14 protein-coding genes are annotated in these 12953 nt (G+C 64.1%); 12 read left to right on the plus strand and 2 right to left on the minus strand.

Annotated features, from left to right (window positions below):
* The first annotated feature begins 53 nt into the window (after positions 1-53).
* The 6 genes from ACXJKC_RS03830 to ACXJKC_RS03855 are packed head-to-tail and all read left to right on the plus strand — an operon-like array spanning position 54 to position 5331.
* Positions 54-1106, plus strand: a complete 1053-nt coding sequence (locus ACXJKC_RS03830; protein WP_456695347.1) for an ABC transporter substrate-binding protein — start codon at positions 54-56, stop codon at positions 1104-1106.
* Entirely contained in the window at positions 1103-2005 is a 903-nt protein-coding gene (locus tag ACXJKC_RS03835; RefSeq protein ID WP_456695348.1) for an ABC transporter permease, read from the plus strand. Before ACXJKC_RS03830 ends, ACXJKC_RS03835 begins: the two co-directional genes overlap by 4 nt.
* On the plus strand, positions 2005-2829 hold the full coding sequence (locus ACXJKC_RS03840) for an ABC transporter permease (RefSeq protein WP_456695349.1): 825 nt from the start codon (positions 2005-2007) through the stop codon (positions 2827-2829). The genes ACXJKC_RS03835 and ACXJKC_RS03840 overlap by 1 nt, the downstream gene beginning before the upstream one ends.
* Entirely contained in the window at positions 2826-3950 is a 1125-nt protein-coding gene (locus tag ACXJKC_RS03845) for an ABC transporter ATP-binding protein (protein WP_456695350.1), read from the plus strand. The genes ACXJKC_RS03840 and ACXJKC_RS03845 overlap by 4 nt, the downstream gene beginning before the upstream one ends.
* Positions 3947-4945, plus strand: a complete 999-nt coding sequence (locus ACXJKC_RS03850) for a hypothetical protein (protein WP_456695351.1) — start codon at positions 3947-3949, stop codon at positions 4943-4945. The genes ACXJKC_RS03845 and ACXJKC_RS03850 overlap by 4 nt, the downstream gene beginning before the upstream one ends.
* Positions 4942-5331, plus strand: a complete 390-nt coding sequence (locus ACXJKC_RS03855) for an acyl-CoA thioesterase (protein WP_456695352.1) — start codon at positions 4942-4944, stop codon at positions 5329-5331. Before ACXJKC_RS03850 ends, ACXJKC_RS03855 begins: the two co-directional genes overlap by 4 nt.
* Here ACXJKC_RS03855 and ACXJKC_RS03860 read toward each other — a convergent pair.
* Positions 5306-5950, minus strand: coding sequence for a TetR/AcrR family transcriptional regulator (locus ACXJKC_RS03860; RefSeq protein WP_456695353.1), 645 nt, complete (start codon positions 5948-5950; stop codon positions 5306-5308). The two genes, ACXJKC_RS03855 and ACXJKC_RS03860, sit on opposite strands and share 26 nt — an antisense overlap.
* A gap of 117 nt (positions 5951-6067) precedes the next feature.
* Here ACXJKC_RS03860 and ACXJKC_RS03865 point away from each other — a divergent pair, with 117 nt between their 5' ends.
* Genes ACXJKC_RS03865 through ACXJKC_RS03890 form a run of 6 tightly spaced genes read left to right on the plus strand, consistent with a single transcriptional unit; the run spans position 6068 to position 11568 of the window.
* Positions 6068-7285 (plus strand): acetyl-CoA C-acetyltransferase, encoded by a 1218-nt coding sequence (locus tag ACXJKC_RS03865; RefSeq protein ID WP_456695354.1) that lies wholly within the window; start codon positions 6068-6070, stop codon positions 7283-7285.
* Entirely contained in the window at positions 7282-8031 is a 750-nt protein-coding gene (locus ACXJKC_RS03870; protein ID WP_456695355.1) for an SDR family oxidoreductase, read from the plus strand. The genes ACXJKC_RS03865 and ACXJKC_RS03870 overlap by 4 nt, the downstream gene beginning before the upstream one ends.
* Positions 8032-8071: 40 nt before the next feature.
* Positions 8072-8833 (plus strand): 3-oxoacyl-ACP reductase FabG, encoded by a 762-nt coding sequence (fabG, locus tag ACXJKC_RS03875; protein ID WP_456695356.1) that lies wholly within the window; start codon positions 8072-8074, stop codon positions 8831-8833.
* Complete coding sequence (locus ACXJKC_RS03880) at positions 8826-9305, plus strand: MaoC family dehydratase (protein WP_456695357.1); 480 nt, start codon at positions 8826-8828, stop codon at positions 9303-9305. Before fabG ends, ACXJKC_RS03880 begins: the two co-directional genes overlap by 8 nt.
* Positions 9302-10471, plus strand: coding sequence for an acyl-CoA dehydrogenase family protein (locus ACXJKC_RS03885; RefSeq protein ID WP_456695358.1), 1170 nt, complete (start codon positions 9302-9304; stop codon positions 10469-10471). The genes ACXJKC_RS03880 and ACXJKC_RS03885 overlap by 4 nt, the downstream gene beginning before the upstream one ends.
* On the plus strand, positions 10468-11568 hold the full coding sequence (locus ACXJKC_RS03890; protein WP_456695359.1) for an acyl-CoA dehydrogenase family protein: 1101 nt from the start codon (positions 10468-10470) through the stop codon (positions 11566-11568). Before ACXJKC_RS03885 ends, ACXJKC_RS03890 begins: the two co-directional genes overlap by 4 nt.
* A gap of 287 nt (positions 11569-11855) precedes the next feature.
* On the opposite strand, the gene ACXJKC_RS03895 is transcribed toward ACXJKC_RS03890, so the two are convergent.
* Positions 11856-12935 carry a DUF222 domain-containing protein gene (locus ACXJKC_RS03895; RefSeq protein ID WP_456695360.1) on the minus strand — a complete coding sequence of 360 codons (1080 nt, stop codon included), beginning with the start codon at positions 12933-12935 and terminating at the stop codon, positions 11856-11858.
* Positions 12936-12953: the final 18 nt, after the last annotated feature.

Consider the following 12953-nt stretch of genomic DNA (forward strand, 5'->3'; position numbering starts at 1 on the left):
CAACGATGATCGTTCAAGCAAGCCCGCGGTCAGCGATAATCAACGGAGGCGTGATGAAACACACCAAGATCGGCATGGCGACGCTAGGTGTCGTGACGACGCTCGCGATGGCTGCTTGTGGCACCGATACCGCGGGTGACGACAGCAAGTCGTTGACTGTCGTCTCATACGGCGGTGAGCCGCAGAAGGCGCAGGTCGGCGCATGGGCCCAGAAGTGGGCCGACGACAACGGCATCAAGTTGTTGCAGGACTCTCCCACGGACTACGCCAAGCTCCGCGCCCAAGTCGAGGCCAAAAAGGTCACCTGGGGTGCGGTCGAGGTCGAACCCAACTTCGCGGTCAGCGCGTGCGAGGACGGCATCTTGGAGAAGATCGACCTCTCGGACATCGATATGACCGGGCTCGACCCGGAACAGTTCTCCGAATGCGGTGTCCCGACCCTGCAGTACTCGTTCACGATCGCTTACAACAAGGAGTCGTTCAAAGACGGCCATCCGACGACATGGGCCGAGTTCTTCGACACCGATGCCTTTCCGGGCAAGCGTGGTCTGATGAAGTTCGCGAGCACCGGCGTCATGGAAGCTGCCCTCTTGGCCGACGGAGTCGCCGCCGACGATCTGTATCCCCTCGATATCGACCGGGCGCTCAAGAAGCTCGACACGATCAAGAGCGACATCGTCTGGTACGAGACGGGTGACCAGCAAAGCGAATTGCTCAGCACCGGCGAAGCCAGCGCCGCGATGGGCTGGAGTGGCCGCATCGCCCAAGGTGAGAAGGCGGGCCAGCCCATCGCCAATGAGTGGTCGCAGAATCTTGCGACCTACGACCAGTGGGTTATTCCGAAGGGCTCTGCCCAGGCGGCAACAGCCAAGGAATGGCTCGCGCACCTTCTCACCGATGCGGACGGGCAGGCCAAGGCGGCCGAAAGCTACTACTACGCACCGTCGTCGGCCAAAGCCCTCGACAAGTTGCCGGCAGACATCCGCGAGCAGATGGCCAATGCGCCTGAGAACGTCGAGAAGCGGGCGGTCTTGATGGACTACGGCTACTGGGCAGAGAACTTCGACGCGGTTTCGGAGAAGTTCAATGCGTGGCTCGCAGGGTGAGTGAGACCTTGCAGCACGGGGGAGCGGTGACCGAGACGCCTCGGTCGCCGCTGCCTCGGCGGTCTCGCCGTCCCCAGTTCGGGTGGGGAATGCTGGCAGCTCCGCTGTTCGCATACCTCGCCGTGGTCTTTGTTCTACCGCTGTCGCTGATCCTGGTGAGGAGTTTCACCGAACCGCAGGCAGGCTTCGGCAACTACTCGGACTTCTTCAGCAATGGCGTCTATGTCGACGTCCTGATCAACACCTTTGTGACGGCCTTCGCAGTCTCGTTCGTCGTGCTGGCGATCGGCTATCCATTCGCCTATCTCATGACGTTGGCCACTCCGATGTGGCGGACGATCATGTTCGTGATCGTCCTGCTGCCGTTCTGGACAAGCCTGTTGATCCGTTCACTCGCTCTGGTCATCCTCTTGCGCGACACCGGTGTCATCAACGAGAGCTTGCAGTCGATCGGCCTGACGTCTGGCCCGATACCCCTGATGCGCAATTTCGTCGGCGTCGTGATCGGCATGACCCAGATCCTGCTGCCGTTCATGGTCTTGCCGCTCTACGCCACGATGCGGGGTATCGATCGGGGTCTCCTGCGGGCCGCCGAAGGACTCGGCGCACGTCCTGTCTTCGCATTCTGGCGGGTGTACGCACCGCTCAGCCTCCCGGGCGTGTACGCGGGCCTGCTGCTCTGCTTCGTCCAGGCTCTCGGTTACTACATCACCCCTGCCCTCCTGGGCAGTTCGGAAAACGTCATGCTCGGTGAGCTGATCGTCCAGCAGGTCAGCGGTCTTCTCAGATGGGGATTCGCGTCGGCGCTTGCTGTCATCCTGCTTGCTGTCACCTTGCTGTTGCTGTTCGTGGTCGGCCGTTTCGTCGACATCAAGCGAGTTTTCGGGGGGAGTTGGTGATGGGCCGGATTCTCGTTCGCGCAGGTCTTGTCGCGGTAGCCGTCTTGGTGGCGGTGGCACTGATTCTCCCTCTGGTGATCGTCGTGCTGCTGTCGTTCACCGACAGCCAGTTCTTGACGTTCCCGCCTGACGGCTGGTCGTTGCGGTGGTTCGACAATCTGGTCTCCGATGCCGCTTGGCGCCAGAGTGCTATCAGCAGCATCAAGGTCGCGGTTCTCGTCTCGATGCTGTCGGTCGTGCTCGGCACGGCCGGGGCACTCGGGCTCACCCGTGGGTCCTTCCGGTTCCGCACTGTGCTCTCGGCCTTGGTCTTGGCTCCGATCCTGATCCCGTCGATCGTCGTGGCTTTGGCGGTCTACAACATCGCTCTCACGACCGGCCTGACCCAGACGACGCTCGGCTTCGTCCTGGTTCACACGTCGTTGGCGGTGCCTTATGTGACGATCAACGTCGCGGCAGCGCTCGCGACGTATGACCGGCAGCTCGACCTGGCGGCGATGAGTCTCGGTGCGAGCCCGTGGGTCACCTTCTTCAAGGTGACACTGCCCAATATCGCTCCGAGCGTCATCACCGGCGCCTTGTTCGCGTTCGTGACGAGCTGGGACGAGATCGTGGTCGCCTTGTTCATCTCCGGACCTGAGATGACGACGTTGCCGGTCAAGATGTGGCAGGGCGTCAAGGTGTCGATCGATCCGACCGTCGCCGCGCTGTCCAGCGTTCTGCTGGCCTTCACGATCATCACGTTCGCCGCGATGGGAATCGTCGGCGCGCTCCGCCGGCGTCGCACCCGTCCTTCCCACCAGGAAATGAGGAATTCCGCATGAACGTCACCCAGGGCGAAGCCCCCGGGGCCCGGGTCCGGGTCACCGGCGTCACGAAGCACTACAAAGAGGTCGTGGCATTGGATGATCTCTCGATCGACATCGAGGCCGGCGAATTCATCACGCTCCTGGGCGCGAGCGGATCGGGCAAGTCGACGCTGCTCAGCATCATCGCCGGGTTCATGACCCCGACGACAGGCTCGGTCGAGGTGGGAGGCGAGGACCTGACACGGGTGCCGCCGTACCGCCGGGGACTGGGCATGGTGTTCCAGAACTATGCGCTATTCCCCCATATGAGCGTTTTCGACAATGTCGCGTTTCCACTTCGCCGGCGCAAGGTCGCCAAGAGTCAGGTGGCTGAGCGGGTCCAGAAGGCTCTGGACACCGTGGAACTCGGTCACTTGGCCAGCCGCATGCCGCAACAGCTTTCTGGCGGGCAGCAGCAGAGGGTGGCACTGGCTCGCGCGATCGTCTTCGAACCACGGGTCCTGCTGCTCGACGAACCGCTCGGCGCGCTCGACAAGCGTTTGCGTGACCAGTTGCAGTTCGAGCTCAAGCGATTGCACAAGGAGCTCGGCATCACGTTCGTGTTCGTGACCCACGATCAGGAAGAGGCGCTCGCGATGTCGGATCGGATCGCGCTCATGCGCGATGGCCGGATCATCCAGATCGATGCGCCTCGTGATCTGTACGAGAAGCCGGTCGAGCGCTACGCCGCGGAGTTCCTCGGTGAGTCGAACATCCTCGAAGGTGTCATCCACGAGGGGTCCTTCGATCGGCTCGGCGTCTCGCTGCGTCTGGCCCGGTCGGCCGCCGCATCCGTGAACGGTTCTGCGCTGCTGATCCGGCCAGAGCATCTCGGGCTCTACGCTGCGGGAACCGAGGTTCCCGCAGAGCACAACGCTCTTCCTGGGACGGTGCGCGAGCTGGTGTATCTGGGCAGCACCCGCCGGGTCGAAGTCGTGCTCGATGACGGCCAGCATGTTGTGGCCCGAACGCCGATCGACCCCAGGGGAGGCGGCCCGATTCCTGGTGATCCGGTGATGGTGGCCTGGGATCGAGATTGCGGCGTTCTCCTGGCAGATCCCGCGGGACCGCGGGCGACCGAAGAAGCTGTCGCATGACTCATGGGCCGGTGCGTGCGGCCATCGTGGGCACGGGCAAGCTCGCCAGAGACCTGTTCAGGTACGCCCCTGCCTCGGGGGTGTCGATCGTCGCCGCCACAACCTCTGACCCCGTCAAACGCGGCCAGGATGTCGGCTCGGTGCTCGGTGACGGTCCGGCCGGGTTGGTGTTCGAGGACGATATCGACTCTCTCCTGAAGCGCGAGGACGTCGATGTCGTGCTTTACGCGGGTTTCGGTGGCGCGGTCATGCTCGACGTCTTGGAGGGCGCGGCCGGCGCCGGCATCAGCTTCATCACTTCGTCGGGGATGTTCGAACCGACACATCACCTCGGACTGGAGAAGTCGTCCGTACTGGACGCCGTGGCCCGCGGTTCGGGAGCCAGGCTCTTGGGCACCGGAATGTTCCCCGGTTTCCTTCCAGAGCTCTTCCCAGCGATGTTGGCCACAACGATGCCCGATCCGGTGACGATCCATATGGTCAACATCAGCAATGTCGCGGCCTGGTCGACGTATGTGCACACCGATGAGATCGGTATCGGCCGAGATCCGTCCGAGCGTGGCGAAACCCTGATGGCCTATGTGCTGGAGGCCCTCCATGTGCTGAAAGCGGCGACGCGGGTGCCGATCGACGACATCGAGTGCGTCAGCGATCCGGTGGTCGCCGATCGGCCGGAGGTTTTCGCCGGCATCGAGGTGGCGGCGGGTATGACGAATGGTTTCCGTTATCGGGCGATCGGTCGGGTCGAGGGCGAGATCCGCCTCGTCGTCGAGTGGCGCAGCCTGGTCGAGGGGCTCGAGCTCGGCACCCGGGTGGAGCTTTCAGGCCCTGACGGCCTGGTCGCATCCGGCCAGGTCACGCTACCTCTCGAAGGGGCCTATCCGGCCACAGCGGCTCGCATGATCAAGTCGATCCGGCCTTTGTTGTCGCTGCCTGCGGGGCTTCGACGGGCAGATGAGGTCGCGGTTTCCGCGGTCCAGGAGGTGGGGGAATGACGTACCGGCATCCGATCCAGGCCCGGTATCTCGAGGTCGATGCACAAGGTGTCGTTTTCAACATGTGGTTCCTCGGCTACGTCGACGATGCCTTCAACGGCTACCTGAAGTCACTGGGTCTGAGGTCGGCGGAGTTGATCGAGCACGACGTGGACCTCCAGGTCGTCCGGTCGGAGTTGGACTTCCATGGGGCCTTCCACTTCGACGAGGAAGCAGCCATGCTCGTCAGATGCGATGAGGTGGGCCGCAAGAGCGTCAAGATGTCGTTCGAGCTGGTGCGGGGCGAAGAGACACTGACAACGGTGCGAGTTGTCTACGTCGCGATCCATCGGGGCGGTGGGTCCCGACTGGTGCCGGACGCTATTCGCGATCTGCTGGTTGGCTGACCCGGCCTTCCGGCGTCGCCCCGACCAGTCGTAGCGCGAGCACACTGTAGTGGTCGGCCACCTCAGCGGGGCTCCAGTCTCCGTCCGGGCGGTACCACCGGGAGATGTCGACACACAGCGACAACAGGGCAAGACCCGTGATACCAGGGTTTTGCCCGGGGAACTCCGAGCTGTCGATTCCGGCGGCGACGATGGACCTGAGTTCCTGCTCGATCTGTCGTCGGATCTCGGAGATCTCAGCGAGATGAGGCGGAGTCAGTGCCGCGAGTTCGTAGTTGACGATCCGGGCACGGGTACTGCGTTCGGCATGCCACATCGCGAGGCCTTGGATGACGGCCGTGAGTTGCTCGGTCGGACTCGAGGATGAGTTGACCCTGGTGCGCACGAGTTCCAGCGCGCCAGTGTGCCCGGCCAGGGAGATCGCGTAGAGCAGATCTTCCTTGGATGTGTAGTGCACGTACATCGCCGATGCCGAAACCCCTGCCCGATCCGTGATCGACCGCGTTGTCGTGGCATGGAAGCCCTTGGTGGCAAAGGACTCGATGGCGGCCTGAGCGAGGCGGTCGCGCAGACCAGCGATGGCCGGGTCCTCCGGATGGTCCAGATCTGTGTGACTCACATCTACCTTTCGGAGTTCGACTCGACATTGACAAGTATGGCGGCGTGGTGCCACGCTAGCAAATAGGTTAATGAGCGCCCGCTCACCCTGTCAGATCAGTGAAATCGAGGAGTCAACATGCCTGAAGCCGTGATCGTCGCATCTGCGCGATCTCCGATCGGACGAGCGGGGAAGGGATCGCTGCGTGAGCTGCGTCCCGACGATCTCGCCGTGCAGATGGTCCAGGCTGCGCTGGCGGCCGTGCCGGAACTCAATCCAGCTGAGATCGATGATGTGATGTTGGGTTGCGGCCAGCCGGCGGGCAAGGCTGGATACAACCTGGCCCGGGTCGTTGCTGTGCTCTCAGGGCTGGCAGACGTGCCCGGCACGACGGTCAATCGCTATTGCTCGTCGAGTCTGCAGACGTCTCGTATGGCATTCCATGCGATCCGAGCCGGCGAGGGCGATGCCTTCTTGTCCGTCGGTGTCGAGTCGGTGAGTGGCTACGCAAGCGGCCGCTCGGACGGCATGCCAGAGACCTGGAATCCGCTGTTCGCGCAAGCACAGGCCCGTACGAAACGAATCGCCGAAGGCCTCGAGCCGTGGAGCGATGGCCGAGAAGGCGGAAACCTGCCCGATCAGTACATCGCGATGGGCCAGACCGCCGAGAACGTGGCTTCGGTCCATGGCGTGTCCCGGGCTGATCAGGACGAGTTCGCCCTCGCGAGTCAGCAGCGCGCTCAGACGGCGATCCAGTCCGGCTTCTGGTCCAGGGAGATCACGCCTGTGACCCTGCCGGACGGGCAGATCGTGTCGGTCGACGACGGCCCCCGTGCAGGGACGACTCTCGAAGGCTTGAGCTCGCTCGCCCCGGTGTTCCGCGAGGCGGGCACCGTCACGGCAGGCAATTGCTGTCCGCTCAATGACGGCGCCGCCGCGCTGGTGATCATGAGCGACGTCAGGGCCAAGGAGCTCGGGCTCGCGCCGCTGGCACGCATCGTCTCGACCGGTGTGAGCGCTTTGAACCCCGAGCTGATGGGGCTCGGCCCCGTGGGTGCCAGCGAGCAGGCACTGAAGCGCGCGGGTATGACGATCGACGACATCGATCTCGTCGAGATCAACGAGGCGTTCGCGGCGCAGGTCGTCCCGTCTGCAAGGCAGCTGGGGATCGATCACGAGAAGCTCAACGTCAACGGCGGCGCGATCGCGATCGGCCATCCATTCGGCATGACCGGCGCGCGAATCACCAACACCTTGATCCACACGATGCAGGAACGTGATGCCTCACTGTCGCTGGAGACGATGTGTGTCGCCGGCGGCCAGGGAATGGCCATGATCCTGGAGCGGCTGGCATGAGCGCCGAAAGACTTGCTGGACGGGTCGCCGTCGTGACGGGCGCGAGCCGGGGGATCGGCTTGGGGATCGCGCAGCGGATCGTCGACGAAGGGGGTCGGGTCTGCATCACCGGGCGCACCGAGGAGACGCTCGCGGAGGCGGTCGACCAACTCGGAGGACGCGAACGCGCGATCGGCGTGGCCGGGCGTACGGATGATCCCGACCACCAGTCCGAGGCAGTGGGACGGACGCTCGAAGCGTTCGGCCCCGTCACGATGCTGGTCAACAACACGGGTATCAATCCGGCGAGCGGATCCTTGCTCGCCCTCGATCCCGCGATGGCGCACAAGATGTTGGACGTCAACTGTCTGGCCGCCCTCGGCTGGATCTCCCGTGTGCATCAGGCAGGGCTCGCCGAGCACGGCGGAGCGATCGTCAACATCGGGTCGACCGCTGGTCTGCGCCCCACCCCGGGATTGGGGTTCTACGGCGCCACCAAGGCGATGTTGGAGTACCTCACCCGGACACTCGCGCTCGAGCTCGGACCGCAGATCCGGGTCAACGGCGTCGCGCCGGGTGTCGTCAAGACCAAGTTCGCGAGCTCATTGTTCGAAGGACGCGAAGACGAGGTGGCCGAGCAGTACCCGTTGAAGCGGCTCGGCGTCGCCGACGACATCGCATCGGCCGTCGCCTTCCTGCTCTCATCAGATTCGTCCTGGATCACCGGGCGAACCCTCACAGTCGACGGCGGCGTCACCCTCCGCTGAGCAACCGGCCATTTCACCCTCACATTCCCAGGAGAACCCCATGAATGACACGACACCCCGTACCGCGATCGTCACGGGCGCGGCCCGCGGAATCGGTGCCGCCATCGCCCGCCGTCTGAGCCGCGACGGTTTCGCGGTCGCCGTCATAGATCTGGACCGCGACGCTTGCGCTTCGATCGTCGACGAGATCAATTCGGCGGGTGGCAGTGCGATCGCCGTCGGCGCCAACGTCGCCGACCGAGACGCCGTCGATGCGGCATTCGCGGCGATCGTCGAGCAGTTGGGGCCGCCGACGGTGCTGGTCAACAATGCCGGCATCCTGCGCGACAACTTGCTGTTCAAGATGAGCGATGACGACTGGGACGCGGTGATGAACGTCCATCTGCGGGGCTCGTTCCTTATGGCGCGCGGCGTGCAGCGTTACATGACCGAGCAAGGGTGGGGACGCATCGTGAACCTGTCCAGCACGTCGGCGCTGGGTAACCGCGGCCAAGCCAATTACGCCGCAGCCAAGGCCGGTTTGCAGGGCTTCACCAAGACGCTCGCGATCGAGCTCGGCAAGTTCGGCGTGACGGCCAACGCTGTCGCGCCGGGGTTCATCGAGACCGACATGACGGCAGCCACTGCGGCGCGGGTCGGCATGGACTTCGAGGAGTTCAAAGCCGCGGCGATCGCCAAGATCCCGGTCGGCAGGGGCGGCAAACCCGATGACATCGCGGCGACTGTCTCGTTCCTGGTGCGTGACGAGGCCGCTTTCGTCTCCGGACAGGTCATCTACGTCGCAGGTGGTCCCCGTGCCTGAAACGCAGGCGACGCGGATCCTGACCCTCGAACAGTACGAAGCGCTGAGCGGGGCGGAACTCGGCGTCTCGCCGTGGACGACCATCACCCAGCGACAGATCGACTTGTTCGCCGAAGCAACCGGCGATGACCAGTGGATCCACGTCGATCCGGTACGCGCTGCCGGCGGCAGATTCGGTGGGACGATCGCACACGGCTACCTGACGGTGGCGCTGCTGCCACGCCTCATCGGGCAGATCTACCGCATCACAGGTCTCGGCTTCGCGGTGAACTACGGCTCGGACCGGGTGCGGTATCCGTCGCCGGTCCCGGTTGGCTCGTCGGTACGGGCGCGGGCACGGTTGTTGTCGACCGAGCGAGACGGCGATCGGTTGTCGACTCTGACTGAGGCGACGGTCGAGATCGACGGTGCCGACAAACCTGCCTGTGTCGCGCAGTTGCGGTCGATGCTGTTCGTGGGGCAGGACGCATGAACGCGGTCGACGAACGGATCTCGACCTTCCTCGCAGAGAACGATCCCGCCCGATGCGATCGCATGGCCTTCCTCGGTGCACGCTACGACGCAGGTCTGGCGTGGGTGCACTACCCGGTCGGTCTCGGAGGGCTCGGACTGCCGCAGGATGTGCAGCAGCACGTGGACGCCCGCTTTGCGGCGGCAGGCGCACCGGACAACGCTCCTAAGAGCAACACGATCGGTCTTGGCATGGCCGCTCCGACCCTGCTCAGGTACGGATCGCCGGACCTTCAGCGGCTCCTGCGTCCGTTGTGGACAGGTGAGGAGAAATGGTGCCAGCTGTTCAGCGAACCGGGGGCAGGATCCGACCTCGCCGCAGTTGCCACCCGGGCCGTGCGTGACGGTGACACGTGGGTCGTCGACGGTCAGAAGGTCTGGACGTCGAGTGCGCACCTGGCTCGTTGGGCGATCCTGTTGGCTCGGACGGACTCGGACGTGCCCAAGCATGCGGGTCTGACCTACTTCGTGTGTGACATGACGGATCCAGGCGTCGAGGTCAGTCCGCTTCGGCAGATCACCGGCGAGGCGGAGTTCAATGAGGTGTTCCTCAGGGCAGTTCGCATACCCGACTCCCATCGGTTGGGGGCGGTAGGCGAGGGGTGGGCCGTTGCCAATCACACTCTCCAGAACGAGCGAGTCGCGATCGGCGGTCGCGTCCAACCTCGGGCCGGGGGTATGATCGGGGCCGTCGTCGAGACCTGGCGGGATCGCCCAGAGCTGCGTCGTCATCACCTCCACGATCGTCTGCTCGAACTGTGGTGCGAATCGGAGATCGCCCGTCAGACAGGGCGCCGGGTCCGTCAGCAGCAGACTGCGGGTCGTCCTGGCCCTGAAGGCTCGGCACTGAAGTTGAGCTTTGCGCGGACCGCCCAACAACTCAGTGGTCTCGAACTCGAACTGCTTCGCGCAGACGGGCTGACCTACTCCGATTGGACGATGGTGCGCCCGGAACAAGTCGACACGACTGGGCGCGATGCGGGATTTCGCTATCTACGTGCCAAAGGCAACTCGATCGAGGGCGGCACGTCGGAGATCTTGCGGAACATCATCGCCGAACGCGTGCTCGGCCTGCCACGCGAAGCCAACCCTGATGCGAAGAAGCCCTGGAAGGACAGTGCGCGATGATTGCCGAGAACGATCTCTTGTACAGCGACACCGAGGTGGCGTTGCGCAGCAGCCTGCGTGGCTTCCTCGATTCGCAGAACGCGGTCGAACGTGCCATCGGGCAGTTCGATGAACCGCAGCCGTACGACGAGGCGATGTGGAAGCAGCTGGTCTCGATGGGATTGGTCGGCCTTCTGATCCCAGCTGACATGGGCGGCGAGTCGGCGACGGCACGTGAGGCGGCAGTCGTGCTGGAAGAACTCGGCCGCTCCATGGCCTCGGTTCCTTATCTGACCAGTTCGGTCATCGCCACGTCCATCGCGGTGCGGCTCGGCGACAGTCGCAGCGTCGCCGCGCTCCTCCTGGGACGGATCGGCGCGGTGGTCCTGCCCTGGACGACTTCTCCGTACGCGGTCGGCGAAGGCGTTGCGGTCGGTGCTGATGCCTGCTTGACCGGCGTGGTCGATCATGTGGCCGGTGCGACTGCGGCCGATTTCTTGCTGGTCGTCGCGGGTTCGGGGATCACGCGGCAGATCTATGTCGTGGATGCCCGGGCTGATGGTGTCGTGATCGAACCACGGACCTCGCTCGACATGACGCGACCGTTGGCTCGTGTGGCTTTGTCGTCGGTACGCGGACGACTTATCGCTGAAGGGACGGACGCTGACGAGGCACTACGGTTGGGGCTTCGGAGAGGTGCTTCGTTGCTCACCTCGGAACAATTCGGTCTCGCCAAGTCGGTGTTCGAGGAGACTGTCTCGTATCTGACGATGCGAGTTCAGTTCGGTCGGCCCATCGCCTCGTTCCAGGCCATCAAACATCGCCTCGCCGACCTGTGGTGCGACGTCGAGGGCTTGCACACTGCGGCCCGCTTCGCGGCAGCCGGCGACCTGACCGAGGATGCCGACATCGCTTCGTCCACGGCTCAGGCCTTCGCCGCCGGGACGACTGTTCACGTCGCCGAGGAGGCGCTGCAACTGCACGGCGGCATCGGGATGACCTGGGAACATTCGCTGCACGTTTTCCTCAAACGAGCCAAAGCAGACCAGCTGGCCCTCGGAGACGGCGGCGATCATCGGTTGGCTCTGGGGGAGTTGGTGGGCGTGCCCGTTCCGTGACGGGATCGGATGCGTTTAGGCGGCGCGGGGTTGTTGTTGGGTGTATCTGGCGTGGCGGCGGGGTTTTTGTTGGGGGTCGATGTGTGGGGGTGGGATGACTTCGACGATGCCGTCGGCTGCTCTACGCGCGGTCCATTGGCCTTCGTGGAGTTTGAAGTGGTGGCCCTTCGACAGGCTCAGGGACCGGACCAACGGGGCGGCGTTGTCGAGGTCGGTGGGTCCGTTTTCGGACCAGAAGTTCAGGTGGTGGGCTTCGCACCACGCTGGGGGCCGATCCTCCCCCGCCGCTACGCGCTCTTGTGCGGGGGGACCCCCATTCCCGCCCAGACGCAGCCGCCGTCGTGGACGGCGAGCGCGAGCCTCTGGTGGCGGTCGAAGAGTCGGCGGGTCATGCCGTGGTCGATGACCCGGGAGTCTGAATCCAGATACAAGGCCACGAGGTGTGCATTGCAGGCCATCCGTTGGGCTTTGGCCGCTGACACATCGGTACCGCTGGTGGTGGTCGCGGTGCCTTGGCCGGTGCGCAGGTCATCGATATCGATCGTGACGGCAACCGTGGCGGCGAGGCCACCGGCCATGGGCAACGCCCCTGTGGGCAAATGGTTGATCAACTCGATGAACGCGTGGCCCATTTTCTGGTCGCGGGGCAGGTTGGTGAAGTCATCAATATCCATGCCGTACTTCTGGGCGTTGAGTGTGTTGCGGCGTGGGGCGATGATTCCTTCGATCGCCGCTCGTAGGGTGTCGGCGTCGGCGGTCGGGATCGTGAACGTCCCCCGGGTGGTTCCRTCRCCGCGGCGGCTCATTTTCAGCCGGGTCGCGTTCCAGGCTTTTTCTTCTTCGGCACGCAGCTTCTTGCCGAGTTCTTCGTCCGCCCCRTCAGGGTCGATGACTTCGAGCACCCGATTGGCCAAACGCTTGAGGTCGTCGATGTTGTGTTCGCCAGCCAACCGGATCAAATGCGCTTCAGCATCGCGGCGGGGTTCATCATCAACCCAATCCGGTAGACGGTCGATGGCTTTCATGATGACCCGGGCTTTGTCGGTGGACAGGCCACCGGTGGCCCATGCCGTACGGGTGGCCTCAGTGTGCTCGGTCGTAACCCGTGCCATCGACACCAGTTTCGCGGCTTCACCCTTGTGCATCCCGGTCTGATTGGCCAACCACACCGTGGTGGAGGTGGCACCATCATCGCCAGGTAGTCCCATGCCTTCGGCGCTTCCGGCGATCCGTGACATCAAAGCGTCCAAGCTGGTGCGGGTCTTTTGTAGTGCGACTGCGACCTCGCGTAGCTCCCGGCCGGTCAACCTCCAGGGCTCACAAACGGCAGCATCATCGATCAACGACGACAACTGCTCGATGATCATGCGGTAGCTCCTGGAATT

Source organism: Aeromicrobium sp. P5_D10, assembly GCF_054049535.1.